The following is a 24,812-nucleotide window of genomic DNA, read 5'->3' on the forward strand; positions in this document are numbered from 1 at the left end:
AAACGACGGTTACACTCGTCGGTAACATCGTACTGCCGCTGCTGGAGGATGTTGATGACCCTGACCGATCCCAAGTCCGCTGTCTCCGCCGACGTGATGGCGCTTGCCGGTGAGCTCGGCGCCGAGCGGTCGAAGCCGGGCTGGAGCCCGTTCTCGCTCGCGCTGAACGACGAGCAGCGGGAGATCCGCGACTGGGCCCACACCTTCGCGGCGGACGTCATCCGTCCCGCCGCCGCCGAGTGGGACGAGCGCGAGGAGACGCCGTGGCCGGTCATCCAGGAGGCGGCCAAGATCGGTCTGTACGGTCTGGACGCCAACATCAACCTCTTCGTGGACCCGTCCGGGCTGCTGATGCCTCTCGTACACGAGGAACTGTTCTGGGGTGACGCCGGCATCGGCATGTCCCTCAAGGGCACCGGGCTCGCGTCGTCGGCGATCTTCTCGAATGGCACACCGGAGCAGTGGAGCCAGTGGATGCCGCGCTGCTACGGCACCCCGGACGATGTCCGCGTCGCCGCATTCTGCTCGTCCGAACCGGGCGCAGGGTCGGACGTGTCGGCAATTCGTACCCGCGCGGTCTTCGACTCGGTCTCCAACGAGTGGGTCATCAACGGGCAGAAAGCCTGGGCGACGAACGGCGGCATCGCGGACATCCACGTGGTGATCGCCACCGTCGACCCGTCCCTGGGTACGAAGGGGCAGGCAGCGTTCGTCGTACCACGGACGGAGGTACGCGGTCTCGAGCAGGGCACCAAGCTCCGCAAACACGGCCTGCGCGCCTCACACACCGCCGACGTCTTCTTCGACAACGTCCGCATCCCTGCCGCCAACGTCCTCGGCGGCAAGGAAAAGCTCGACGCCCGCCTGGCCCGAGCCCGCGAAGCCCTCGAGTCCGGCAAGGGCTCGACCGGGCGCAACGCCTCGATGGCCACCTTTGAGATGACTCGTCACATCGTTGGCGCCCAGGCCATCGGCATCGCGCGGGCGGCGTACGAAGTGGCCCTCGACTACGCCAAAACCCGCGAGCAGTTCGGCCGCCCGATCATCGACAACCAGGGCATCGCCTTCAAACTCGCCGACATGGCCATGGAAATCGACGCCGCCCGGTTGCTGGTCTGGCGAGCCGCCAACATGTCCGCCGCCCTGATGCGCGGCGAAACCCCCGACTACCGCCACGGCGAAGGCTCCATGGCCAAACTCAAAGCCGGCGAAGTAGCCGTCAAGGTCACCGAAGAAGCCATCCAAATCCTCGGCGGCAACGGCTACACCCGCGAATACCCCGTAGAACGAATGCACCGAGACGCCAAGATCTACACCATCTTCGAAGGCACCTCAGAAATCCAGCGCTTGGTGATCGCCCGCGCGATCTCGGGGATGCGCATCAGGTAGACGTTTCCGCAGGTCACAGCCCGAATCCAGGGTCGTCGAGAGACTGGCCGCCGTCTGGTTCCCAGTGGGTCACGGGGGACCGGCCGGCGGCCAGCTCCGTCACAGCTCCGTGAGCCTCCATCGCGAACAACCGGGCCAGCCGCGAGTCAACGGCCTTCCGCGCCCGCTCATGCGATGAAGGCAGCATGTGGGTGTAGAGGCGGAGCGTGAATCCGGGATCGCCGTGCCCCAGGTACTGCGCCAGCTCCTTGATGTTCACGCCGTCCGCCAGGGTGATGCTCGCGTAGTAATGCCGCAGCGCATGTATCCCGTTCTCGCGGCTGGAGAAGTACTGCCGCCGGCCTCGTGCGTCCTTCGTTGGCTCCGGTATGACGCCAGCGTGGAAGAGCGCCGGCTTCCACACGAGCTCGTCGTACGTCCGCGCCCGAATGTGCTTGTCGTCTGTCCACCGGAACAAGAGGTCGATCGTGAGCGGCTTCCCGTCGACCTTCTCCCACGGCAAGGTGTACTCGCGCGGCTTCGTGGTCTCGATGTACTCCGTCAGCATCAAGGCCACACCCTCCGACATGGGCACGGTCCGCTCGGTGTCGTTCTTGGGTAGTGCGAACACAAACTCCCGGCCCAGCTTCTTCACCTGCCTGCGGACATTAATCACCATCTCGTCGAAGTCGACGTCCTCCTCTGCGAGCCCGAACAGCTCACCTTGCCGCAGCCCGCACGCAGCCCCGATCGAGGCAATCGGCCGGTACGGCGGCGGATGCCCCTCGACGATCCGCAGCACAACCTCGTCACTCCAGGCGGTCGTCTTCCCGCCCTTCTCCGCCGGCACCTTGACCACTCGCGCCTTCGCCGGGTTCCGCTTGATCGCTTCATCGTCAACGGCAACCTCCAACGTCCCGTGCAGGACGAGGTACGCCGTACGCGCCGTAGACGACCCGAACCGAGCATCCAACCCAGCCACCCACGCAGCGATCTCCGAAGGCTTGATCGTCCGCAACTGCCGCCGCCCAAACACCGGTACGACGTGTAACCGCAAAGACGACTCGTACTTCATAGCCGTCGCCGGATCCACCACCCGAGAAGCCAGCCACCTCCCGGCAACCTCCTCAAACCGAACCTTCCCAGCCTCCGGATCGATGTACTCCCCGCGCTCCCGATCCGTCTCCATCGCAGCCCCATGCCGCTCCGCAGCCGTCTTGGTCCCAAACGCCTTAGACCGCTCCCGGCCCTCCGGATCCACCCACCCCGCCAACCACCGCTTCCCCCGCCCCCACTTAGCCGTACGAACCCGCTCCGTCGTCCCATCGGCCTGCTTCACAGCCCGAGTCCACTGATCCTTCACGTATGCCATTGCTGTCGCCCTCCATCACGTTGATGTCCAGCCGCTCAACGTTTGGTGGCCTGACCTTTCGGTCGATTGGCTACGGATCAAAGCAACCCCAATCGCGGTGACTCCTGGTGCACGCGGGCAGGACGGATGGAGCGCCCCGGGACCGTGCTCGTGCAGATCGATAGGGATCGTCCGACACCGAGCGGAAGTGTGGGAGAACCGACGCGATGACAGACCGAGGGCACGTGCAACGTGGCCATCGGTGTCCCGCCCGTGGAACAGCTGTCTTTAGCTTGGACTCCACTGCTTGCGTGTTCGAACTCATCACAGAGTGGTACCAATTGTGCGGGTTCGGGTGCCGAGCAGGGCTAAGATGCAGGTTCTCGCAACTCAGTTGCGAGTGGGGGAGAGTAACGCGACTTGCGCATGGGGGGAGACCATGAGCTCAAACGACGTGATCCTGCTCGAGGACATGATTAATCGATCTCGAACAGAAATGACAGGGCTGTCTGTCGCTGAACAGGAAGCGTATTTCGTTTCAAAGCACTATCTCCGTCTGTATCGGCCCGGGCACGATGATCTGCTGGCAGGCATCGTTGACGGTTCGAATGACGGAGGACTTGATGCAGCCTACATCTTTGTGAATGGCTACTGTGTTCGAGACGATACGGACCTCTCGGCTCTCGGCCGTAACGTTCAGATGGATCTGATCTTTCTGCAGGTCAAGAACTCAAAAGGCTTCTCCGAGTCTGCCATCGATAAAATGTTCGTGCATCTACCGTTGTTGCTTGACTTCGCGCGCGATGAGCAGGTGCTAGCGAAACGATTTAATGGCAAGGTAATCGAGATAACTCGCAGATTTCTCAATGCCTACCGATCGCTGGACATGCCGAACCTGAGTATCTTCTGTGCGTTCGGCTCCTTGCGTGCGGAAGTTGTGCACGAGAACGTCGTGTCGAAGGGCGAGTTTCTGGCGGAAAGATTGAAAGAGTCGTTCGGGTCTAGTACGCCTGGTGTACATTTCCTCGATGCTGCGAGCATCGCTGACATGGCCCGTGATCGTCCCTCGACTAGTCGGGAGCTCGCACTGGCAGAGAATCCGATCTCCACTGACACGGCTGGTGGATATATCGGAGTAGTCAAGCTCGATGAGTACCAGCGTTTCATCACGGATGACTCCGGGAAGCTCGATGCATCGCTGTTCGAGGCCAACGTGCGTGACTATGAGGGAGAGACGGGAGTCAACCGCAGCATCCAGACGACACTCGAACACGAAGATCGAGACGTCGACTTCTGGTGGCTAAACAACGGGGTAACCATCGTTGCGGACAAGGTGCAGCCGGCGAGCAAGCTGCTCGCATTGGAGTCTCCGCAGATCGTGAACGGTCTTCAAACCTCGCACGAGATTTTCAAGCGTGGCGCCGCGCATGGTTTCACTGAGAACCGAAGCGTTCTGGTGAAGGTCATTCAGGCGGCTGATGACAGGGTTAAAGATCGAATCATCCAAGCTACAAATAGTCAGACGGCACTCGGATTGAGTGCATTGCGGGCGACAGACAAAGTCCAGCGGCAAATCGAGGAACATCTGAGATCACAGGGACTATTCTATGAGCGGCGGAAGAACTACTATCAGAATCGCAGTATCCCGCTCGCCAAGTTGGTTTCCATTGATCAGATGGGGCAAGCGGTAATGTCCACTCTGGTGCAAGTTCCTCACGTTGCGCGCGGTCAGGCCTCGAAGATATTCGATGAAGAGATTTACGGCGATGTGTTCAATGAGTCATATCCGATCCAGATGTACTCGGTCGCCATCACTCTGCTACGGCGCACTGAGGAATTCTTGAGGAATTCTCTTCATACGAGGGGGAACGTCGACGACTTCGTCTTCCACTTGGCGATGCTGTGTGCGGTGGCGATGACACGCAAGATGCAGCCGAAGGCGAACGATCTGGCGGATTCATTGGAGATTGCTGGCGATCGACTCCTTCGTCAGCTTCTGCCGCTTGTCCAAGAGGAATTCAAATATGTGGCGGGCCGTCGAGGTGAGGTTCTCCTCGAGAAGGTGGCAAAGGACCCGATGACTAGCGAGCGGCTACGAGAGCGAGCACAGCGCTACTTGCTGAGTAGCCCCAGAAGTTGAGCCTCCGTGTCACCCATTTAGGTCGGGAGGTTAGCTGTGAGCCTGGCCCTGTGCTCGGGTTCCCGCGCCGCGTCCGCTCAGACAACAAGTGCGCTGAGCGGACGCAGCTTCCGGGCCGGGAACGCCGCCCGACTCAGTGAGGTGGATCGGGCAGCGCTCCTGGTGGAGCGGCGGAACGGACGCGGGGTGCAGGGGACTTGAGGAGAACGAGGGATGTCCCCTCAGCACGTCCGCTCCGCCGGCTTGATGGCGATCAGGACCTCATGGGTGCAGTGGCGGAGATGGTCTCTGATCTGCGCGGGGTGCCCGAGTACGGCGAGGTGGTGCAGCGTTGGAACGACGAGCGGCTGCCCGTCGGACTCCAGGAGCGATTCGAGAAGGTCGAAGGCCGCGCTGGGCGGACCGGGTTCCTCGACATACACCTTGATGAGCTGGAGCCCGTGCTCGGTCGCGAACGCTTTCAGCTGTCGACGGATCGCGAGGAGCTCGCCGGTATTGCGTACGAAGGACATCGAGATGAACCCGAGGGCTGGGGTCGTCCGCATCTGCACCACTCGTTCCTAGGTCGCGCTGGCTAGCCGCCGACCACGATCGTGATGCCGTTGGACTCAAGTCGCTGTCGAACCGACGACGGCTCGCCGGCCACCTCAAGGTGCTGGACGTCGGGCGTGATGATCATTCGCTGTGCCTCCTGCATCACGACCGCCAGCAGATCGTGGAACGCCTCGGGCGACGTCTCGATCTCCTCAACGTGAATCGCTAGCAGCTGAACGCCACGAATCTGAGCAGCGTCGACGACGAGTTTTCGAGCGCTGGCCAACTCCGTCTCGTTCATGAGGAAGTGCTTCCGGATGTAGCCGTACGCCCGCATGGCGTCGCCCCGCTCGTGGTGATCTGTACCTGGAAGAGTGCTGGTCATCTGTCCTGCCACCATGTCACTCGTTGCGGCCGGACAGGTCTCGGAACAGATCGGTGAGCATTGCGATCGTCAGCCCCGCGGCCAGGCAGATCACGATGAACAGTGGCGTCGTCATGGTGGGCGTCCTTTGTCAGTGGATGTAACACTCTGTATCCACACCATGGCGCTGTGACGGCGGCCACCACTACAGGCTGTGCTCATCGAGCCGACCTATCGGCCGAGCCGATAGACGCACCGGATGCGCTCGGGCTAACTTCGCAGAGCCGCCTAGAGACAAGGAGTGACGATGACGGCACCGCAGCCGCAGCTCGACTCCTCCTGGTGGGACCAGGCGGAGCTGCGTCCTGTCCTGGCGTCGCGTGACGTTGCGGGCATCTTCCGCTGGCTGCAGCGGCACGGCTGGAGTCAAACGCAGATCGGAGCCCGCACCTATCAATCCCAGGGCGAGGTCTCAGAGATCCTCAACGGTCGCCAGGTCAAGGCGTACGACGTCCTTGAACGTGTCGCCGACGCGTTCGAGATTCCGCGCGGACGGATGGGCCTCGCATACGGCTCATCTGCCGAGGGGGAGAGCGACAAGTCGAGTGAACTGACCTGCGAGGATCGCCGGGACTTCGCCGGCGCGGTTGCGAGCGTCGCGTTCGGCTCGGTCAGTGACCAGGCACGGAAGTGGCTTCCCGAGGTGCCGAACAGTTTGGCCGCGGTACCGCCTGTGATCACCGATTCTGACGTCGAACAAGTCGGGTCGATGACCCTAGAGTTCCGGAAGCTCGATCAGCGCTATGGCGGGGGAGCAGCGGTTGACGCGGCCCGCGGTTTCTATGGGTACGCGCGGCGGATGATCCACTCGACCGCAGACCAACGCACCCACCGGGACCTCAAGGTGTCTCTAGCGGATTTCAGCAGCATGCTCGGTTGGTCGTTCCACGACATCGGCGATCAAGCAGCGGCTCGACGCTTCCTGATGAACGCTCTCGTCCTCGCCAAAGATGCCGATGAGCCCTCCCTCGCAGCTTCGATCCTGTATCGGCTCGGTCGGGTCAGCATGCAAGAAGCCCAACCAGTCGAGGCGCTGAAGATGCTCCAGCTTGGCCAGCTCGCGGCACAGGACGCGGGCGATCCAGCCGAGGTCGCACGACTGCACGCGAACGAAGCGCTCGCCTACGCGATGCTCGGCAAGCACGATCACGTCCTCGACGCACTTGCTCGTGCAGAACACGAGATGGGCCGCGCCGACAAGAGCCGGGTGTCGCCGTGGACGACGCTGTATTTCACGCCAGGCGACTACACCGGCCATCAGGCGTTGGTCTACAACTCGCTGTCTGGTTACGCAAAGGACGAGACACAAGCCCGCCAGTACGCCGTACGCGCTGTCGAATTCGCGCAGCAGGCCATCACCGAGTCCGGCCCGGACCGATCGCACCGAAGCCGCACCTTCGACCGAATCATCTTGTCGACGAACCTGCTGCGTACTAACGAACTGGACGCCGGCGTCGACATAGCTCGCGACGTGATCAAGGAAGCCCAAGTCCTCCGCAGCGGCCGTGGCCTCAGCCGGCTCGCGGAGATCGGCACCGCAGCGTCGCATCATTCCGGTAGCTCCGACGCCGTCGACTTGCTCCACCAGCTCGAATCTGTCCGCACAACCGCGCCGAAGGCCCTCACCGCATGACGAACCTGTCCCCAGAGCTCGACCAACGGCTCAAGCACGCCCTCAAAGGAATCTGCCAAGAAGCAGGCCTTCTCCCGGACGAAGCCGAACTCATCAAGTACACGAACAACGCCGTGTACCGACTTCCCAGCCAAGGCGTCGTCGTCAGGTTCGGAGCAGGCGACCTCGCCAGCCAACGCGCCGACCACGTCGCCCGAATCGCCACCTGGCTCGAGCAGCATGATGCGCCGGCCGTCAGACTCGCTCCAGATCTGACCCAGCCCGTCCTGTTCGAGAACTACTCGGCCACCATCTGGCAGCTCCTCGAAGGCAGCAACCCCGCGTGGACCGGCGCCGCGCTGGCAGCACCGTTACTCGGCTGGCACAAACTAGAACCGATGCCCAACCTCAAGCCCTGGGACCCCTTCAGCAGCGCACGCAGCCGCCTCGCGTTGGCCGACGGTCTAACCGCTGACGACCACGCCTGGCTCACTGAACAGTGGGCCAAAACCGAAGCCGACTACCGAGACCTCACTCCCGACCTCCGGATGGGCCTACTCCACGGAGACGCCTACATAGGGAACCTCCTGAAGGAGCCGACCGGTCGCTTCGTCCTTTGCGACTTCGACGGCACCAGCATCGGCCCTCTCGCCTACGACCTAGTAGTAGCCGCCGTCAGCGCCCTCCGCTTCGGCGCGACTCAGGACCACGATGCCCTAGCCGCCACCTACGGCCTGGACGTCACCACCCTTCCCTCCTGGCCCACCCTCCGCCGCATCCGCGAACTAGTCCTAGTCACGAGCGTCATCACCGACCTCCGCAACCGCCCCGACATCGCAAGGGTCCACGCGCACCGGCTAGCCACGCTCCGATCGGGCGCTAGCGAACTCTGGCACCGCTACAAGTAGCGGTTGCAGCGGCTCAGAAGAGGGTCGCGGGTACCTCAACCGCTGCGTTGCTTGTTGCGGTCTTGCCGACTGTGGCATCCACCAGTGAGGCGAACGTGAGCGGCTCGCGCCCGGGAGGCGTCGCCAAATGCGACAGGAGTCGGGCGCAGACCAGCGCGTCGTAGGTTGCGCGGTGCGGCACAAGGTCGACCGGAAGCCCTCCAGCTAGCCCACACGCGTCGACGAGCGCCCCGAGCGTGTACGAGTCGCGGCCCGGAAGTAGTCGTCGCGCGAGCTTGAGGGTGTCCACGACGCGAGCCGGTTGGAAGGCTGGAAGCTCACGGCCGAGAACCCCGAGATCGACGTGGGCGTTGTGGGCAACGAAGACCTTGTCGCTCAGCGCCCAGTGCAATTCGGCTTCGATGTCGGCAACGGCCGGGAGCGTCGGCGACCTGGTCGTCCGTGATCTTGTGGAAGCGTCGCACCATCGGAGTGATCGGCCGTGGCGATCGAACCAACCAGCTCCGCGGCTGGCCGATCAAGCCGCCCTTGATCGCGACAATCGAGATCTCGACCAGATCCGGTGGCCGCTGTCCGTTGCCCTCGACGTCGACAACGGCGTAGTCGAATGCCGTCCACAGATCCGTAGGTTGCTCCATTCTTCGTCGCCTACCCTCCGATGATCGTGCCGCCGGGGCGGTCGCGTGTGTGCGTCCGGTGGTGTGGACGTGTCGAGCCACTTCAAGTCTGCCGCCGCCGACTGCTTTGGCGCCGCATCCGAACTGGCGCGCGTCGCGGGCGACTGGTGGGCCACAGCACCCAACATCCGCCTGGACCTGAACTGCTTCACAAGGTGCTAAGCCAGGACGGAACCAGTCCGCGTCGCTGGGCAGGCTTGGCCGATTTCAGCCCCGAGACCCATAGAGCCGCCGCGGCCACGGCATCGCGGTGATCAAGCGCTCCTGTGCCTGAGAAAGTGCCTCCCGGAGCGTTGAGTTGGCCTGTTGGAGCTCAGTGATTTGGCGCTGCAATCGGTCGACTTCCGCGAGGAGCAAGGTGACGTGCTCGGCCTCGATCGCCTCTGCCGAGCGGACTCGCCGACGCCGTCGCCGGTTGCGGAGGCGACAGCGATCTGAGCAGAAGCGCTGGTCGGATCTGGCCGCGGTGTAGATGTCCGCGCAGTGCTCACAGACGTGTTGGCGCGCGCTCAGATCGTGTCCGAACGGAGGTGGTAGATCGTCCATAACGACTCAACGTGCGGCCCGCAGAAGTATCGGAATACGCGTTGCAGATAGGTGACACGCCTCGGATGCAAGATGTGTGCCAGTGGTCGCCGTACTCAGTTCTGGCCGAAAGGCGGTGTGCGGTTGCCGACGAGGGCGGCGGTTCAGGTGGAGCCGGCTTTCGGCGACGCTGTGGCATACCGATCGCAGGCCAACTGGCGCCTCCGAGGAAAGTCCTGGGTTGCGACATCAAGGGCCGGGCGCGGGACGAGGTTGGCGGGAGCGCCGGCGTCGGGCTGGTTGCCAGCGTGGCGCCGCCGAGGTCTAGCGCGAGGACAGCCCGCACCGGCGAGTCGGATCATCTCGCGCTGCCCATCCCGGCGTCGACGCCTGGGAGTCTTTCGCCTTCGTTCTTGTTGGCCATGAGATCTCCCTTCACAAGACACTCATCTACGGTGCCTGACGACCAAGCCTGACGTGACGGGGCACGGGTATGCCCTGGTCCCTGCCCTGGTCGCGCGACGGGAAACGGGCAGCATGAACAACAGGGCTGATGCGCCGGTAGGCCGTGCTGGTTGGTCAAGTTCGACCTACCTCGACGGAGGCGACACACAACACGCTGCAGTTCCTCACCATGCCGCTTGGTGGTAGGTCGATACTGGGGCCAGTGGCCGACGAACATCGCGCCAGACTCGGCTCGGATGGGCAGGTTGTGCTCTGCCGCCTGGCTCGCAGTTTTCGACAGGTGCGAGGGGAAGCAGGCCGGCCCGCAGGGCAGGGGTGCCTGCGGTCTCGGACTCGATGCCGAGCCTAGGAGATCAAGCGAGCGCTTTACCTGTGAACGAATATCGGGCGCAACGCGACACGCGCGGCGTGGCGCACATCGTTGAGGATCTGTTGCGCCGCAGAATGTCAGGCAGGTCGGGGGCAGACCCGATCCGATGGCGCGCTGCCGAATCGTGGTGTCGCCGTTACGAGGCTAAGGACGAAGGGCAGAACGATGACGTGAGACATGGCTCTGTGGTCGAGAGCCGTAATCGCAACGACGCTCTGTGAGCCCTGGATCACCAGTCTGAACGTTCCGGTGCAGGCCTGCGGGCTGGCCGATGCGTGCGGCAAGCTCTGACGTAGGCGGCGTCGGAGACGTAGGAAACCCCGGCCGTACTGAAGTGCTCGTAACACCTCAGGCCGTTCCGGGGTCTCGTTTGTATCCAATCATGATCTCGGGTCATCTAAAAGGGTGCCCCGAGCAACGACGGCGGTGTGTGAGAAGTCGCGCCGAGCGTGGCAGGAAGAACAGAAGGACGGAAGCATGGCCATCCTCAGCAATCAATTCAGCAAGGCCCTTGAGTCTGTCGAGCCGTCGCCGGACGACAAGGCGAACGCGCCCAAGGCTCACCAGGAGGTCCGCGCGTCACTAACGTCGGCCGACGACCTCGAGTCGTGGGGTGTCAACCCGGTGCTCATCGGGTCATACAAGCGTGATGTCTCAATCCGCCGGGTCAAAGACGTCGATGTCTTCTGCCGGATGGATGACATCGGCACGGAAGTTGCGGCCTCGACGGTGCTCGACACGTTCTACGCGGTGCTCGACTCCAGCTTCGGCGTCGACTCTGATGGCAACAAGCGAGTGAAGAGACAAGCTCGCTCGATTACCATCGAGTTCCCGGAGTTCGACGGGCTTCACGTCGATGCCGTCCCGGCGCGCAAACGAACTGACGGATACTGGGAGATCCCGACGCGCGACGGCCAATGGCAGATGACCAACCCAGAAGAACTCACGACGCTCAAGACCGCGATGAATGAGACGTACGACGGAGACTACGTCAGGCTAGTCAAGCTTGTTCGCCAGACTCGGCGCACTATCCTCGATAAGCGTCCCGGCGGCCTCTTCGTTGAGTTGGCACTCTACGACGCTTGCGTCAACTCGCGAGTCAGCAAGGACGGGCTGACGATTGGATACGTAACCGCGCTCGAGTCGATCGCCGACTATCTCGGAGACAAGGTGGCGTGGGGCAGGTCTTTGCCCGACCCGACCATGCCTGGTCAGACGCTCACCTTCCGGGCCACCGACAAGCAGTGGGAAGCCGCGCGAGACCGGTTTCGCTCCGCGGCGACAAAGGCACGTGAGGCGTACACTCAGACCGACGCTGGCAAGGCGGCAGTGGCCTTTCGGGAGCTTCTCGGCAAGAACGGCGACGGTGACATTGTGTTCCCTATGCCGCCGGGCTACAACGAGGATGGAACGAAGAGGGAGTCGGCGGCCCTGATCACGCCAGGCACCCGGAATGTTCCAGCAGGAGATCGCCGGTTCGGATGACGGACTGGGAAGATGCCATCGAAGCCGCGTCCGCGGAGTTCGTGGAGCAGCTCGAACAGCGCGGCTTCCACGCTGATGGACGTATGCTGACCGGGGATCTGCCGGGCATTGACGGGCCCATCGAGCTCAGGATCGAGCTCCCAGATGCGTTCCCATTCACGCCGCCGATCGTCTCGCCACCGAACGACTACCCGTGTTCCTGGCATCGCGAACTCAGCGGCGCGATGTGTCTCTACCCAGCGGACGGACGCGAGAACCTGCCATGGCTCGATGTCGACAACTTCCTGCGAACAGTCGCTCGATGGCTAGACGAGTCGGCTTCCGGTTGGACGGCAGACTCGCCAGATCTCGACCTCGAGCGCTACTTCCCGCAACTCCCAGACGAACCACTCGTCGTGTATGGCGACCTCGACTCCATCACCAATCGGTTCATTGGTTTTCGGCGGGAGAAAAATGTCACGCGGCTTGTGGGGGCGCGATCAATCCCTAAGGGAACCCAAGGTCTCAAGCGGAACCGTGCGTTTGGGTATCTGGCTGCTCTCGGCGAGCCGGACACCCCGCCTGCGAGCTGGGAAGATCTGAAGGTGATGCTTCCAGCGGAAGACGCGCAGTCTATTGAGTCCGCTGTACGCGACCGGCGCCTCGAGTACCTCATTGTCAGATACTCGCGTGGGGGCGTCGATGCCGCGGCGACGCTCCGAGCGTCGAGGTCCAAGTCTGGCACCATCGAACTAGCTGCGGTTCGCAGCGCCAGCGAGGCGCCTCTGACTCTTGCGCTCCGCGCGGGGCCCAATGCGGAGAAACTGTCGGTTGCGAGCGTGGCAGTTGTTGGTGCCGGCGCGATTGGTTCGTTTTTGTGCGATCTACTGGCCCGAGCTGGTATCGGAACCATCACCGTCTACGACCCGGACGTCGTACGTCCAGGCAATCTGATCCGCCATCTCGCGGGCGCTGACATGGTCGGACTCGCAAAGGTAGATGCGATTAAGCATCTCATCGAGTCGCGCCCGTTCAACTCAACCAGGATCCGCGCGGTCGCCAGACCTGCACCACCGCCGCAGCACATCATGAGTCTGTTCGGGGAGCACGACCTTGTCATCGACGCGTCCGCAGCTGGGGGAACCACCGACATGCTGGTGAAGGCCGCCACGGCGGGCGGCCATCGTCTTTTGACGGTGTGCATCCAGGCGGAAGGTGGTGTGGTCCGAGTCGATGTTGTCCCACCGTTGGAGGGCGACTCGCTAGCTGCCACGGACCTGGGGCCGACGCCGAGTCGAGAGGATCTCAGATTCGAGGCTGGATGCGGCGATCCTGTCTCACAGACGTCGGCGTTCGCAGTCCTGGAGGCGGCGTCCCTTGCAGCGCGCTGCGCTGTTGGCATGCTGATGGGCGTTCCAATCTGCACGGCTGGAATCATTCGTGATTACCGATGACCGCCCACGGAGTGGCGATCCCACAGTTCGAGTCTCACGTCAGGCGCTTGCCCTCGGTGTGCGTCACGCGATTGAGTCAGGGCTCAAGGAAGTCGGTGGAATCTTGGTTGGCTGGTGGGAGGGTCCTAAGACAGCCGTAGTCCATGAGATCCTGGTTGTCTCGGACGACCAGTCGGGCTTGAACCACTACGATCGAAAGCATGATCTCGCTCAGAGTGTGCTGACCAAATATCTGTCAGGGCTTGAAGATCATCGCATGGGATACATAGGCGAGTGGCACAGTCACCCGGCCGCCCGACCGCCCAGTGATATCGATCTAGAAGAGTTGGTCGCCATCAGTCGGCGGAGTCGCAGACCTGTTGTGCTGATGGTCCTCGCGGTGACAGCGGATGACGATGTTATTCCCCACGTCGTCATCGGTAGGGGCCGCTGGCCGCATCGCCGCGCCCTAACGCCGGCGGTTCTTGAGAGGATGGAGCCGTGACCAAGCCTCCGTTCGACATCGCAGCTGCCTTTCGAAACAAGGAAGCCGCGATGAGAGCCTCATTCCTCGCGATTCGCGATGTTACGAGTCATCCCACGACACGCGGAGATCAGGGAGAAGCTGACTGGGTCGGTCTCATCCGAGACTTTCTCCCGTCCCGGTATATCGTCGGGCCGATCTTCGCTGTCGACCACCATGGCAACATGAGCGAGCAGATCGACGCTGCTGTGTATGACACGCACTTTTCACCGCAGTGGTTCGGTACCGCAGCTGGAGTCCGCTTCGTGCCCGTCGAGAGTGTGTACGCGGTATTCGAGGTCAAGCCCGAGTTCAGCGGCAAGTACCTCAGGGCCGCACGGAAGAAGGTGGGCAGTGTCAGAAGGCTGGAGCGTACCTCCCAGGCAGTCGTACACAAGGGCGGAAGGTTCGCCGCCGAAGAGATCCGGCTGAGGCCGATCATCGGCGGCATCCTCACAACGAGGCCAGACCTCAAAGACCCGGTCAAGAAGTTGAAGGAGACTCAGCCCGAGGCGGCTGATGATGAGTTCCTGAACATCGGAATCTGCCTGGACGAGTTTGCCTTCGACTACACGCCAACTATCGAGAGCGACTCCGTCCAGGTCGAACTGGAGACGAGGGAAGGCGGGGACCAGCTCATCCACTTCGCGATCCGTCTGTTTCGCCAACTGCAAGCCATTGGCAGCGTTCCTGCTGTGGACATGACCATGTACGAGGCCGGGGTGTTACCGGGTAGTCCTAACACGCCCGGGCAGCCCTCCAGGTGATCCGACAAGTGGCGGCGTCATAACCGTCTGCGATCAGCGATTCTGTAGTTGCCGAAGGCAAGTGCCTGCTCCGTCACAGCTCCGTGGGACGCTGACAGCGCATGAGCACGGACGAGTAGGGACGAGACACAAAGCGCAGGTCAGGGGCTGCATCGGGACAAGTGCTGTCGGGAATGCGCGCGGCTCGAACAGATCTACACCATCTTCGAAGGCACCTCAGAAATCCAGCGTCTGGTAATCAGCCGAGCCATCTCAGGCATGCGCATCAGGTGAGTGAGGTTGTAGGGGGAGTGTGGTGTAGAACCCCACGCGTGCTGCGCGGGCGCTTCGTCGCTGCGCTCCTTTCGCGTCCGCTACGCACGCTCCCGCCCACCCTCCGGCTGCCGCCGGCACATCAGCGCCGGCTGCCGCCGGCGGAGTTGCGGGCTGGCGCCCGCGGGACGCTTGCTGCGCTCACTAGTGACCGTGCCGCACTAGGGCTCGGCTCGGAGCGAGTTGACGCAGACGCCCTCGAACCACGCCAGGCGGTCCGATCGGTGGATGCCGCAGATTTAGTGGCATCTGCCGTGGCCGGAATCGCTCATCCATCCTCGCGGTCCACGCAGCAGTCTGCAACGGGTGACCGTCCGCTCCAGGTTGGGCGGGTGGCTTCGCCCGCTCCGAATGGTCCGGTACCGAGCAGCCGCGAACGAGGTCTGATCGTCCGGGACCGTGAGCGTTGTAATCGGCCTGGGCTGCCTCGGCGTCGCGGATCCCCGTACACCAACCTTGCGCTGCTACGGCCTATACCCGCGAGATGTCGCCTGAACTAGATGCGTAGTGGCGGCGATTCTGGGCGGACTGTGGCCTGCCCGGCTAGCGTCAGGAGCGGAGGTGCATGGCGGCGTTCGCTCGTCCGTGGGCCGGGCAGAGTCCAGGTGTCGCGTGCTCAGATGTAGATGGTTTTCGTCGATGAGCAGCTCTTGTATCCGGTGCGCGTGTTCGTGTTGCACACGTAGACCTTGATCTGGGAGCCGGCACCCATGAAGGGCCCAAGGGCGACTGCGCCTCCGTGGCAGCTGCCGTCCGACAGCGTGTGCCAGACGCCAGTGATGTAGTAGTGCAGCGTCGCCCCTCGTGCGTCACAGCTTTTGTCGTTGACGATCAGGGTGACGGCCTCGCTTGCCGCGACGGACACCTGCCCTGACGCCCCGCCGTCCGGCGAGGTCACGAATGTCGTGGCGGCATGCGCTGGGCTTGCCACCATCACCCCGCTCAGCATCACCGCGCCACCTACCAGTGCCCCCAGTGCACGTGCCTTCATCAGTCCTCCGAGAGAGATTGTCCCGAGCTGGCCTGTGCCTGCCCGCTGAATTCGTCGCGACGCTACGAGCTGTCGCCGACGCGCCTCTGCCCGTACCGCACCCGTACTACGCGTCGCCGGCGCCGAGGCCGCCGCAGGAGCTCGTCCGCCGAAGGTCTTGTCTGAGGTTGATGGCTGTTACAGGTACCTGTACGACCTCCAGTCCGGCGAATACCTCGGCGACGGTTTGGGGGAGCGCTCAGTTGGATTGAGCGTTTTGTGTTGGTGGTGAATGGGTGCGCCTAGCGTCTCCTCGACTACTTGCCGAGTGGTGGATCGAGGGACGATGACTCTTGCTGATCTTCGGCTGCGGGACTTCGCGCCGGTTTCGATGATGACGGGGCGGGCGACACGGGTGACCAGGCCGGCCGCGCCGATCGTGGATGTGCACAACCATCTTGGGCGGCGGCTGAACGGGGTTTGGCGGGCGCCTGACCCGGATGCGCTGGTCGCACTGATGGATGCTGCGCAGGTTGCCACGATCGTCAATCTCGACGGGGAGTGGACCGAGGAGCTCGAGGCCAACCTCGATCGCTACGACCGCCGCTTTCCGGGCCGGTTCGTGACGTTTGCCCGGCTGGACTGGAGTGACACCAAGACGCCCGGCTGGGGAGAGCGGATGGGTGCGTCGCTGACCGACTCGGTACGGCGGGGTGCGGGCGGGCTCAAGCTCTGGAAGGACATCGGGCTTCGGGTACGCGATGAGCGGGACGAGCTGATCTTTCTCGACGACGAACGTCTCGAGCCGCTGTGGGATGCCCTGGCCGAGACCGGCGTCCCGGCGCTCATCCACACCGCGGACCCGGTCGCGTTCTTCCAGCCACTGGACAGCCGCAACGAGCGAGTCGAGGAGCTCCTCCGGCATCCCGACTGGCATTTCTACGGCCCGGAGTTCCCGCCGCTGCAACGACTGATGGACGCGTTGGACGCGGTCGTCGCCAATCACCCGCGGGTGCGGTTCATCGGCGCGCATGTCGGCTGCCTCGCCGAGAACCTCGACTGGGTGGAGCAGATGCTCGACCGCTACCCCAACTATTGCGTCGACCTCGCCGCGCGGGTCGCCGAGCTCGGCCGGCAGCCACGACGCACCCGGGCGCTGATCGAGCGCCATCCGGACCGGGTCCTGCTCGGCACGGACTGCGCCCCGCCCGAGGCCGCTGACTACGAGCTCTACCTGCGTTTCCTGCAGAGCTCCGACGAGGCCTTCCCGTACTCGTCCGAGGAGCCGCCGCCGACCGGACGCTGGACGATCTCCGGTCTCGGGCTGCCGGACGACCTTGCCGCCCGGGTGGAGGGCGACAACGCCCGCGCGTTCATCCCGGCCCTGGCCGCGGGTTCGAGCGATGGCTGACTTCGACCTGATCATTATCGGCGGCGGGATCGTCGGCGCGAGTGCCGCGCTGGCCGGCGTCCGGAGAGGAGCTCGGGTCGCGCTGGTCGACGCCGGACTCGCCGGCCGGGCGACCGACGCCGGAGCCGGCATCGTGTCACCGGTCGCGCTCGACCGGGGCGAACAGCGGCCGGAGTGGACCGCGCTCATCACCGAATGCGTCGGCTACTACCAGAGCTTGCTGGCCGAGCTGGACGCGGTTGACCCGACCGGTGCCGGTTCGGCGACCTACGAGCAGGTAGGTGAGCTTGTCGTCGCCGGCGACGATCCACACGAGCAAGCAGCGCTCGACGCCGTCGCGGAGCGGCTCTCGACGCCGGCCGGGCGCCGCGCTCACGGCGTCACCAAACCAGTGGAGATCGTCGACGACGTCCGCAGCTACTGGCCCGAACTACGCGGTGACCTCAGAGGCCTGTTCATCACTGAGGTCGGCCGGGTCGTCGGGTCCCGGCTGCACAACCGCCTGCTGACTGCAGCCCGCCGTCGAGCACAGACCGACACGGCCGCCACCCTGGAGGTCATCCCCGGCGCGGGCATCCTGACTTCCACGGGAGTCCGCGTCGGTCACCGTACGCTCACCTGTCGAGCAGTCCTGTTCGCGACCGGCGCCTGGGCGGCGGCGGACCTCGCCGCGTACGGCGTCGAGGTCGCGGTCCGGCCGATCCGCGGGCAGCTCGTGCACCTGCGGCTGGACGGCCAGCAGACTGGGATGCGGCCGGTGGTGAACACCCCGGGCGGCGGCTACCTGCTCGGGTTCGACGACCGCATCGTCGCCGGGGCGACGCACGAGGACGTCGGGTTCGACGCACGAGTCACCGCGGGCGGGCAGCACGCCGTACTCCAGGCCGCTCTCGACCTGGCGCCCGGTCTGTCGGCGGCCACCGTGCTGGAGACCAGGGTCGGCCTCCGGCCCGCGACCAGCGACGGACTGCCGCTGGTCGGCGAGGTGGCGCCCACCATCCATGTGGCGACCGGGCTCGGAGCCTGGGGGCTGACCCTCGGCCCGCTACTCGGCGAGCTGGCGGCACAGCATGCGCTCGGCGACCGACTGCCCGAGCGCCTCGCCTTCCTCGACCCAGGTCGTCCCCTCTCGAAGGAGTCCTGATGAACACCGCACGGCGCATCCTCAGTTTGTTGCTCGCAGCCCCTTTGATCGCGACCGCCGCCTGCTCCGGAGACTCGAAGGCAGGCGACGACGAGCCGGTCACGCTCACCTACGCGATCTGGGACCAGGCCCAGGCGGCCGCGATGAAGCAGATCGTCCACGAGTTCCACGCCCAGCACCCGAAGATCGACGTCCAGGTCCAGGTGACGCCCTGGGAGAGCTACTGGACGAAACTGCAGACCAGCATCACCTCGGGCACCGGCCCCGACGTGTTCTGGATGACGATGGTGTACGCGAAGTACTACGCCACCGGTGGCGGGACTGCTCCGCTCGACGACCAGATCAAGAAGTCGAAGCTCGACATGAACGCGTACGTTCCCGCGGTCACGAAGGCGTACACCTTCGGCGGCAAGGTGTACGGAATACCGAAGGACGTCAACGGCTTCGGGCTCTGTTACAACAAGTTGCTCTTCGATGCCGCGAAGGTGAAGCACCCGGACGACTCCTGGACCTGGGACGACGTTGTCACCGCCGCCCAGAAGTTGACCGACCCGAAGAAGGGCGTCTACGGCTTCGTCGCGCCCGAGGCCGACGAGCTGAGCTGGTACCTGACCGTCCCGCAGGCCGGTGGCCAGATCATCTCGCCCGACAGCACGACCTCCGGGTACAACCAGGACGCGACGGTCAAGGGCATCCAGTTCTGGACCGACATGATCACGAAGTACCACGTCTCGCCGACGCTGCAGCAGACGACCGACACCGACCCGCTCGCGATGCTCACGTCCGGCAAGGTCGCGATGCGGTACTGCGGCTCGTGGGAGCCCGAGGAGATCGCCGCCGTCCCGTACGGCAAGGCCAACATCGACGTCGCACCGCTCCCGGCCGGCCCCGGTGGCAACCGGAACTACTACAGCAACGGCCTCGCGAACAGCATGTCCGCGAAGACCAAGCACCCGGACCAGGTGTGGGAGTTCCTGCAGTTCCTCGGGTCGGATCGGGCCGCGGAGATCCAGGCGAAGACGGGCACCGTGATCCCGGCGTACCAGGGCCACGCCGACGCCTACGCCAAGGCGATGCCGGAGTTCGATCTGCAGGTGTTCGTCGACCATCTCAAGTACGCGCAGCCCTTCCCGGCGTCCACCGACACCGCGGCCTGGCGGGACGCGGCGACGAAGCAGTTCGCCGACGCCTGGACCGGCAAGGCCCCGGTTGCCGACGTCTCCAAGCGGGTGGCAGAGACGATGAACCAGGCGCTGGCGAAGGAAAAGAAGTGAGCACCTCAAAGACCGCGACTGTCCCGGTCGGCAGCAGCCGGACCGGGACAGCGAGCCGACGGCGACCGCGGCCGCCGACCCACGACAGCGGTTGGTGGGCGGCACTGCTGCTGCTCCCCGCCGGCGCCGGCCTCGCGATCTTCGAGATCTGGCCGACGTTCCAGACGATCTACTACTCCTTCACCAGCTGGGGAGCGTTCGGTGGACACGTGTGGTCCGGGCTGGAGAACTACCGGACCCTGATCGCCGACTCCGACGTCTTCCACGCGATCGTGAACACGGCGATCATCAGCGCGATCTCGCTGCTCGCCGTTCCGCTCTCGGCCGTCGTCGCGGCGCTGCTCAGCCTGCCCGGCCTGCGCGGCGTGACGATCTACCGGACGCTGTACTTCCTGCCCGTGGTCACGCTCCCGGCAGCTGTCGCGCTGACCTGGAAGTACCTGTTCAACGGCGACTACGGGCTGATCAACTGGTTGCTCTCGAAGGTCGGCGTCGACGGTCCGCACTGGCTGTCCGATCCGCGTACCGCGATCTTCGCGATCAGCATCGTCGGCGTCTGGGGCTCGATCGGCTACAACATGGTGATCTTCCTGTCCGGGATCCGCGGCATCCCGGCCGACTACTACGAGGCGGCGGAGCTCGACGGCGCCGGGCGGGTGTCGCAGTTCTTCAACATCACGGTTCCGCTGCTGACACCGTCGATCTTCTTCGTCACCGTGATCACGGTGATCAACTCGCTGCAGGCCTTCGACCTCGTGTACCTGATGGTCGGCGCGACGAGTCCGGCGATCAGCCGGACCGAGACGCTGGTGTTCCTCTTCTATCAGCGTGGTTTCGCCGAGCACAACGGTGGTTACGCGGCCGCCATCGGGGTCCTGCTCTTGCTCGCGACGCTGATCCTGACGGCTGCTCAGTTCCGGCTGCAGCGGAGGTGGGTCCACTATGGCTGAGTCGACCAGGAAGCGCTTCAAGCACCCAGTCGCACACCTGGTGCTGTGCATCGGCGCGGTCTTCATGGTGGGACCGTTCCTGTGGCAGGTCTCGACCTCGCTGCAGACGTTCGGCGAGTCGGTCGGCGTACCGCCGACATTCGTGCCGGACTCACCGCAGTGGTCGAACCTCTCGACCGTCTTCAACGCGCTGCCGTTCGGCCGTGAGCTGCTGAACACCACGGTCATGACGATCGCGCGGACCGTTGGGCAGGTGTTCTTCAGCGCGCTGGCCGGGTTCGCGTTCGCGCGGATGCAGTTCCGCGGTCGCGGCGTGCTCTTCGCGGTCTTCCTGTCCGTGACGATGGTGCCGTACCAGGTGTTCCTGCTGCCGCAGTTCCAGATCATGCAGAAGCTCGGTCTGCTGAACACGCTGGTGGCGCTCTTCCTGCCGGGGATGTTCAGTGCCTTCGGCACCTTTCTGATGCGGCAGTTCTTCCGCCAGTTGCCGGCCGAGATCGAGGAGGCGGCCCGGATCGACGGCGCCGGCATCGTACAGATCTTCTGGCGGATCATGCTGCCGATGGCCGCGCCCGGCATGATCGCGCTCGGCGTGCTCGTCGTCATCTGGTCCTGGAACGACCTGCTCTGGCCGCTCGTCGTGAACTCGGACCCGCGACAGATGCCGGTCTCGGCCGGACTGGCCAGCCTGCAAGGTCAGTACACGACGAACTTCCCGGTTCTGATGGCCGGCTCGTTGGTCGCGAGCCTGCCGGTGATCGTGGTGTTCATCGTCTTCCAGCGCCAGCTGATGAGCGGGATCGCCTTCTCCGGCGTCAAGGGCTGATCAGGGTACCCGGGCGAGCCGCACCGTGACTCCGAGCTCCCGGAGTCCGGCCAGCTCGTCCGGGTCCGCGGACGCATCGGTCACCAGTACGTCGATGGCCGAGGCGTCGGCGGCCTTGGCCACTGTCGTCCGGCCGATCTTGGACCCGTCGGCGACCACCATCAGCCGGTGCGCATGCGAGACCATCGCGTGGTTGGTCCGCGCCTCGGTCGGGTCGTGAGTGGTGACGCCGTCCGCGACACTCACGCCGTCCGCACCGAGGATCGCCAGATGGACGCTGATCCCGTTGAACGCACTCTCGGCCAGGCTGCCGACGAGCTCGAACGAGCTCGCGCGGAGCACGCCCCCGGTCATGATCACCTGCAGGTTCGGCCGCGCGGCGACAGCGGCCGCGGTCGTCAGCGCGTTGGTCACGATGGTCAGCCGGCGGCGCCCGCCGAGCTCCCGCGCGACCTCGGCGGCGGTCGAGCCGCCACCGATCGCCACCGCCAAGGGCCTGCCGGACGGTAGCAGGGCCGCGGCCGTGACACCGATGGCGTGCTTGGCCTGCGGGCGCTTGGTGTCCCGGAGCCGGACCGGCAGCTCAGGCCCGGTCGCGGGCCGCGCGCCGCCGTGGGTCCTGCGGATCAGGCCTTGCTCCTCGAGGTGGCCCATGTCGCGTCGCAGCGTCGCCGGCGACACGCGTAGCTCGCGGCGCAGGCAGTCGACCGACATCGGGCCGCGCTCACCCAGCAGGTCCAGGATCTTGACCAGCCGCTGCGAGCGGCGGGGCGTCGGCTGCCACGAACGTACCGCGGGCGGAGCTGTCGTACTCATGACGATCACCTCACTCGAGTCGTCTGCCGGCGCCTTGGCTCAGCGCTTCGTGCGGGCCTCGGCGGTGTCGAGGTCGTGGGTGCTCATGAGCGCAGCGGGTGGATGGTCACGCCCTGGACGACGCGGTTGACCTCGCCGTCGGGGAACGGGTTGTCGGGAGTCCGGCCGAGTGCCACCGAGAAGCCGAGCGCCAGCAGTTGCGCGATCACGACGTACGGCAGCGCGAGGAGCGTGTCGTTGACGCCGTACGCGCCCTCGATCTGCAGGGCGCTGTCACCGTCGCCCGATTGGGCATCGACGACGAGTACGTTATCGGCGCCGATCGCCGCGCGCAGCTCGGTCGCGATGTCCTGGTCGTACTGCCGCGTGTAGGGATCGTTGGACAGGTAGACGACCGCGAGCGTGCGCTCGTCCAGCACAGCCTTCGGTCCATGCCGAAAGCCGAGGGGCGTGTCGTGGTAGCTGACAACCTGTCCGGCGGTGAGCTCGAGGAGCTTGAGCGCCGACTCCCGGGCCAGACCGCCCAGGGGACCACTGCCAAGGTAGACGATGCGCTCGTAGCGGCGGGTCGCGTATTGCGTCAGCTCGTCCGCTCGGGCCAGGAGCCGCTCGGTCGCGGTGGCGAGCTGATCGGCGAGCTGCAGGTCCTGCTGCGGTGCGAGGATCAACCACGCAGTGAGCAGCATCGAGGTGAAGCTGGACGTCATCGCGAAGCCCCGGTCATTGGTTGCCGGCGGCATCAACAAGACGAGCGCCGACGGGTCGGCGGCGTGCTTTCGCGCGAGCTGCCCGTCCGCGTTGCAGGTGATGACCAGCTGGTGCACCGAACGCAGACAGGCCACCGCCAGCTCGGCGGCCGCGACGCTCTCCGGACTGTCGCCCGATCGTGCGAACGAGACCAGCAAGGTCGGTACGTTCTCGGCAAACATCTCCTGCGGATTCGAGACGATGTCCGTGGTGGCGATCGCCTCGACCCGCCGGCGCAGTGCTCTTGACAGGGCCGGAGCCAGGATCTGGCCCGCGAACGCCGAGGTGCCGGCGCCGGTCAGCACGATCCGCAGATCGGGCTGGGCGAGGATGGGCTCGAGGAACTCACCGATCCGGGTCGACCGGGACGCCAGCATCGCCGCCGTCTCGCGCCAGACCGCCGGCTGCTGGTGAACCTCCTGGTACGTGTCGGTCATGCCGGCACCTCTGCCGCGGCGAACCGGTCGAGCAGTGGCCCGTGCGCCTCGATCGCGTCGTCGAGGATGCCGGTGGCAACAGTCAGGCCGCTGACGAGGGGGTCGAGTGCCAGCGCCTGCAGCGCGAGCGAGCGGTCGCCGGTCAGCGCCGCGTGGACGGTGATCTCCTGCTGCTGGGCGCGCGCGGTGAGGACCGCGGCGATGCCGTCGGGCAACGGTCCGACGCCGAGGCCGATGACGCCAGCGGCGCCGACCACCGCCGGTACCTCGACCACAGCGGTCGCCGGGAGGTTCGGGATCTTGCCTTCGTTCGGCAGATTGACCGCGAGCTCGATGTGGTCCTTGCCGGTCACGATCGCCTCGGCGATCCCGACCAGGCGCTCGGCTTCCTGGTTGTCGGTCCGGGGGAGCGGTGCCTTGCCCGCGGCCTGGGCGTGCAACTGCTCCCAGAGGTCGTCCTTCTGGCCGATGTACCGCAGGGTGGCGTCGCGGCCGCCCTGCAGACCCCAGGGCAGGTTGGTCTCGTCGGCCGGGCTGCCGTCCGCTGCTCGCAGGTAGCCGCCGAAGAACTCGGCGACGTGCCGGTCGCCCGGCGCCGGGTACCGGCCGAAGGTCCGCATCAGATCTGCGGACACCGGCAGGTGCACACCTTCCTCGCCGGTCGACGGGGCATCGATGTCCCCGGCGCGTTCGGCGACGAGCCGTCGCAGGGCCGGGTACACGTCCTCGGTGCCGTGGCGGAGATCGAGCAGCCAGCAGAGATGGTTGAGGCCGGCGAAGACCGCGCTGAGCTCGCCGCGGCCGTAGCCGAGGTCGGTGGTCAGCTTGGCGAGCGTGTGCATGGTGCCGTGGCAGAGACCGACCGCCCTTAGTCCGGTCTCGGCGGTGATCGCGCGGACGTTCGCGGTGAGTGGGTTGGAGTAGTTGATCAGCTGAGCTTCGGGCGCGAGGTCGGCAACGTCGCGGGCGATGGCCACCAACTCCGGCACGTGCCGGAGGGCCCGGAGGACGCCGCCCGGGCCGACGCTGTCGCCGACGGTCTGGGCGATGCCGTACTTCGCCGGTACCTCGACATCGGCGCGCCAGCCGGCGGCGGCCCCGACCGCGATCGTGGTCGTCACGAACCGCGCGTGCGGCAACGCTTCCCGCCGGTCGACGTGCGGAACGAACTCGAGCTCGGCGCCCCGCTCGGCCGCGATCCGGCCGCCGACCCTGGCCATGGTCTCGGCGGCCTCGCCGTTCAGGTCGACCAGGTGAACCGTCCAGCCGTCGAACGTCCGCGAGGCCGCGAGGTCGGTCATCAGGCCCGGCGTGAAGACGGTGCTGCCGGCACCGATCAGGACGATGGAGTTGTCACTCACGAA

22 protein-coding genes are annotated in these 24,812 nt (G+C 65.1%); 13 read left to right on the forward strand and 9 right to left on the reverse strand.

The features are described from left to right. The first annotated feature begins 54 nt into the window (after positions 1-54). Positions 55-1,389: an acyl-CoA dehydrogenase family protein gene (locus tag ACGFI6_RS22255; RefSeq protein WP_393121401.1), complete on the forward strand. Its 1,335-nt coding sequence runs from the start codon at positions 55-57 to the stop codon at positions 1,387-1,389. 13 nt (positions 1,390-1,402) lie between these two features. Here the strand turns inward: ACGFI6_RS22255 and ACGFI6_RS22260 are convergent, their stop codons facing one another. Next, entirely contained in the window at positions 1,403-2,740 is a 1,338-nt protein-coding gene (locus tag ACGFI6_RS22260; RefSeq protein ID WP_393121404.1) for a tyrosine-type recombinase/integrase, read from the reverse strand. A 418-nt stretch (positions 2,741-3,158) separates the two neighbouring features. Between ACGFI6_RS22260 and ACGFI6_RS22265 the strand changes: the two genes are divergently transcribed. Continuing rightward, positions 3,159-4,859 (forward strand): AIPR family protein, encoded by a 1,701-nt coding sequence (locus ACGFI6_RS22265; protein ID WP_393121407.1) that lies wholly within the window; start codon positions 3,159-3,161, stop codon positions 4,857-4,859. Between the two features lie 221 nt (positions 4,860-5,080). On the opposite strand, the gene ACGFI6_RS22270 is transcribed toward ACGFI6_RS22265, so the two are convergent. Together ACGFI6_RS22270 and ACGFI6_RS22275 are read right to left on the reverse strand one after the other, a co-directional pair. After that, positions 5,081-5,404 carry a hypothetical protein gene (locus ACGFI6_RS22270; protein WP_393121410.1) on the reverse strand — a complete coding sequence of 108 codons (324 nt, stop codon included), beginning with the start codon at positions 5,402-5,404 and terminating at the stop codon, positions 5,081-5,083. Between the two features lie 29 nt (positions 5,405-5,433). Further along, positions 5,434-5,778, reverse strand: coding sequence for a hypothetical protein (locus ACGFI6_RS22275; protein ID WP_393121413.1), 345 nt, complete (start codon positions 5,776-5,778; stop codon positions 5,434-5,436). A gap of 286 nt (positions 5,779-6,064) precedes the next feature. Between ACGFI6_RS22275 and ACGFI6_RS22280 the strand changes: the two genes are divergently transcribed. After that, positions 6,065-7,450, forward strand: coding sequence for a helix-turn-helix domain-containing protein (locus ACGFI6_RS22280; RefSeq protein ID WP_393121416.1), 1,386 nt, complete (start codon positions 6,065-6,067; stop codon positions 7,448-7,450). Continuing rightward, a complete protein-coding gene (locus tag ACGFI6_RS22285; protein WP_393121419.1) occupies positions 7,447-8,337 on the forward strand; it encodes a phosphotransferase enzyme family protein in 891 nt (296 codons plus the stop codon). Before ACGFI6_RS22280 ends, ACGFI6_RS22285 begins: the two co-directional genes overlap by 4 nt. 13 nt (positions 8,338-8,350) lie before the next feature. Here ACGFI6_RS22285 and ACGFI6_RS22290 read toward each other — a convergent pair whose 3' ends face one another. Together ACGFI6_RS22290 and ACGFI6_RS22295 are read right to left on the reverse strand one after the other, a co-directional pair. Beyond that, entirely contained in the window at positions 8,351-8,740 is a 390-nt protein-coding gene (locus ACGFI6_RS22290) for an exonuclease domain-containing protein (RefSeq protein WP_393122514.1), read from the reverse strand. Between the two features lie 481 nt (positions 8,741-9,221). Next, positions 9,222-9,560 (reverse strand): DUF2116 family Zn-ribbon domain-containing protein, encoded by a 339-nt coding sequence (locus ACGFI6_RS22295; protein ID WP_393121422.1) that lies wholly within the window; start codon positions 9,558-9,560, stop codon positions 9,222-9,224. Positions 9,561-10,851: 1,291 nt separating this feature from the next. On the opposite strand from ACGFI6_RS22295, the gene ACGFI6_RS22300 reads away from it, so the two are divergent. From ACGFI6_RS22300 to ACGFI6_RS22315, 4 genes are read left to right on the forward strand one after another with little or no spacing between them, the layout of a single operon-like run. Next, entirely contained in the window at positions 10,852-11,859 is a 1,008-nt protein-coding gene (locus tag ACGFI6_RS22300) for a nucleotidyltransferase (protein ID WP_393121424.1), read from the forward strand. Further along, entirely contained in the window at positions 11,856-13,292 is a 1,437-nt protein-coding gene (locus ACGFI6_RS22305) for a ThiF family adenylyltransferase (RefSeq protein WP_393121427.1), read from the forward strand. The genes ACGFI6_RS22300 and ACGFI6_RS22305 overlap by 4 nt, the downstream gene beginning before the upstream one ends. Further along, positions 13,279-13,776, forward strand: a complete 498-nt coding sequence (locus ACGFI6_RS22310) for a Mov34/MPN/PAD-1 family protein (RefSeq protein WP_393121430.1) — start codon at positions 13,279-13,281, stop codon at positions 13,774-13,776. Before ACGFI6_RS22305 ends, ACGFI6_RS22310 begins: the two co-directional genes overlap by 14 nt. Continuing rightward, positions 13,773-14,561, forward strand: a complete 789-nt coding sequence (locus ACGFI6_RS22315; protein WP_393121433.1) for a DUF6602 domain-containing protein — start codon at positions 13,773-13,775, stop codon at positions 14,559-14,561. Before ACGFI6_RS22310 ends, ACGFI6_RS22315 begins: the two co-directional genes overlap by 4 nt. Positions 14,562-15,489: 928 nt before the next feature. Here ACGFI6_RS22315 and ACGFI6_RS22320 read toward each other — a convergent pair. Continuing rightward, positions 15,490-15,864 carry a hypothetical protein gene (locus tag ACGFI6_RS22320; protein ID WP_393121436.1) on the reverse strand — a complete coding sequence of 125 codons (375 nt, stop codon included), beginning with the start codon at positions 15,862-15,864 and terminating at the stop codon, positions 15,490-15,492. A gap of 325 nt (positions 15,865-16,189) precedes the next feature. Between ACGFI6_RS22320 and ACGFI6_RS22325 the strand changes: the two genes are divergently transcribed. The 5 genes from ACGFI6_RS22325 to ACGFI6_RS22345 are packed head-to-tail and all read left to right on the forward strand — an operon-like array spanning position 16,190 to position 21,448. Then, entirely contained in the window at positions 16,190-17,254 is a 1,065-nt protein-coding gene (locus tag ACGFI6_RS22325) for an amidohydrolase family protein (protein ID WP_393121439.1), read from the forward strand. Then, entirely contained in the window at positions 17,247-18,398 is a 1,152-nt protein-coding gene (locus ACGFI6_RS22330) for an NAD(P)/FAD-dependent oxidoreductase (RefSeq protein WP_393121442.1), read from the forward strand. The genes ACGFI6_RS22325 and ACGFI6_RS22330 overlap by 8 nt, the downstream gene beginning before the upstream one ends. Continuing rightward, positions 18,398-19,672, forward strand: coding sequence for an ABC transporter substrate-binding protein (locus ACGFI6_RS22335; RefSeq protein ID WP_393121445.1), 1,275 nt, complete (start codon positions 18,398-18,400; stop codon positions 19,670-19,672). The genes ACGFI6_RS22330 and ACGFI6_RS22335 overlap by 1 nt, the downstream gene beginning before the upstream one ends. Next, complete coding sequence (locus ACGFI6_RS22340; protein ID WP_393121448.1) at positions 19,669-20,622, forward strand: carbohydrate ABC transporter permease; 954 nt, start codon at positions 19,669-19,671, stop codon at positions 20,620-20,622. Before ACGFI6_RS22335 ends, ACGFI6_RS22340 begins: the two co-directional genes overlap by 4 nt. After that, positions 20,615-21,448, forward strand: a complete 834-nt coding sequence (locus ACGFI6_RS22345) for a carbohydrate ABC transporter permease (RefSeq protein WP_393121451.1) — start codon at positions 20,615-20,617, stop codon at positions 21,446-21,448. Before ACGFI6_RS22340 ends, ACGFI6_RS22345 begins: the two co-directional genes overlap by 8 nt. Here ACGFI6_RS22345 and ACGFI6_RS22350 read toward each other — a convergent pair whose 3' ends face one another. The 3 genes from ACGFI6_RS22350 to ACGFI6_RS22360 all read right to left on the reverse strand — a co-directional run bounded on the left by ACGFI6_RS22350 (position 21,449) and on the right by ACGFI6_RS22360 (position 24,809). Continuing rightward, on the reverse strand, positions 21,449-22,264 hold the full coding sequence (locus ACGFI6_RS22350; RefSeq protein ID WP_393121454.1) for a DeoR/GlpR family DNA-binding transcription regulator: 816 nt from the start codon (positions 22,262-22,264) through the stop codon (positions 21,449-21,451). It lies immediately after the preceding gene. 83 nt (positions 22,265-22,347) lie between these two features. Further along, on the reverse strand, positions 22,348-23,448 hold the full coding sequence (locus ACGFI6_RS22355; protein ID WP_393121456.1) for an SIS domain-containing protein: 1,101 nt from the start codon (positions 23,446-23,448) through the stop codon (positions 22,348-22,350). Continuing rightward, the gene (locus tag ACGFI6_RS22360; protein WP_393121459.1) at positions 23,445-24,809 is read right to left on the reverse strand and encodes a hypothetical protein; all 1,365 of its coding nucleotides are present in this window, start codon (positions 24,807-24,809) and stop codon (positions 23,445-23,447) included. The genes ACGFI6_RS22355 and ACGFI6_RS22360 overlap by 4 nt, the downstream gene beginning before the upstream one ends. Positions 24,810-24,812 lie beyond the last annotated feature (3 nt).

It is taken from the genome of Kribbella sp. NPDC048928 (assembly GCF_043197975.1).
In the GTDB taxonomy this organism is placed as follows: Bacteria; Actinomycetota; Actinomycetes; order Propionibacteriales; family Kribbellaceae; genus Kribbella.

What these genes read in the sequence shown, in the direction of transcription:
- ACGFI6_RS22255 (WP_393121401.1), top strand. Translation starts at nt 55, where the DNA reads ATGACCCTGACCGATCCCAAGTCCGCTGTCTCCGCCGACGTGATGGCG.
- ACGFI6_RS22260 (WP_393121404.1), bottom strand. Translation starts at nt 2,740, where the DNA reads ATGGCATACGTGAAGGATCAGTGGACTCGGGCTGTGAAGCAGGCCGAT.
- ACGFI6_RS22265 (WP_393121407.1), top strand. Translation starts at nt 3,159, where the DNA reads ATGAGCTCAAACGACGTGATCCTGCTCGAGGACATGATTAATCGATCT.
- ACGFI6_RS22270 (WP_393121410.1), bottom strand. Translation starts at nt 5,404, where the DNA reads ATGCGGACGACCCCAGCCCTCGGGTTCATCTCGATGTCCTTCGTACGC.
- ACGFI6_RS22275 (WP_393121413.1), bottom strand. Translation starts at nt 5,778, where the DNA reads ATGACCAGCACTCTTCCAGGTACAGATCACCACGAGCGGGGCGACGCC.
- ACGFI6_RS22280 (WP_393121416.1), top strand. Translation starts at nt 6,065, where the DNA reads ATGACGGCACCGCAGCCGCAGCTCGACTCCTCCTGGTGGGACCAGGCG.
- ACGFI6_RS22285 (WP_393121419.1), top strand. Translation starts at nt 7,447, where the DNA reads ATGACGAACCTGTCCCCAGAGCTCGACCAACGGCTCAAGCACGCCCTC.
- ACGFI6_RS22295 (WP_393121422.1), bottom strand. Translation starts at nt 9,560, where the DNA reads ATGGACGATCTACCACCTCCGTTCGGACACGATCTGAGCGCGCGCCAA.
- ACGFI6_RS22300 (WP_393121424.1), top strand. Translation starts at nt 10,852, where the DNA reads ATGGCCATCCTCAGCAATCAATTCAGCAAGGCCCTTGAGTCTGTCGAG.
- ACGFI6_RS22305 (WP_393121427.1), top strand. Translation starts at nt 11,856, where the DNA reads ATGACGGACTGGGAAGATGCCATCGAAGCCGCGTCCGCGGAGTTCGTG.
- ACGFI6_RS22320 (WP_393121436.1), bottom strand. Translation starts at nt 15,864, where the DNA reads ATGAAGGCACGTGCACTGGGGGCACTGGTAGGTGGCGCGGTGATGCTG.
- ACGFI6_RS22325 (WP_393121439.1), top strand. Translation starts at nt 16,190, where the DNA reads ATGACTCTTGCTGATCTTCGGCTGCGGGACTTCGCGCCGGTTTCGATG.
- ACGFI6_RS22330 (WP_393121442.1), top strand. Translation starts at nt 17,247, where the DNA reads ATGGCTGACTTCGACCTGATCATTATCGGCGGCGGGATCGTCGGCGCG.
- ACGFI6_RS22335 (WP_393121445.1), top strand. Translation starts at nt 18,398, where the DNA reads ATGAACACCGCACGGCGCATCCTCAGTTTGTTGCTCGCAGCCCCTTTG.
- ACGFI6_RS22345 (WP_393121451.1), top strand. Translation starts at nt 20,615, where the DNA reads ATGGCTGAGTCGACCAGGAAGCGCTTCAAGCACCCAGTCGCACACCTG.
- ACGFI6_RS22350 (WP_393121454.1), bottom strand. Translation starts at nt 22,264, where the DNA reads ATGAGTACGACAGCTCCGCCCGCGGTACGTTCGTGGCAGCCGACGCCC.
- ACGFI6_RS22355 (WP_393121456.1), bottom strand. Translation starts at nt 23,448, where the DNA reads ATGACCGACACGTACCAGGAGGTTCACCAGCAGCCGGCGGTCTGGCGC.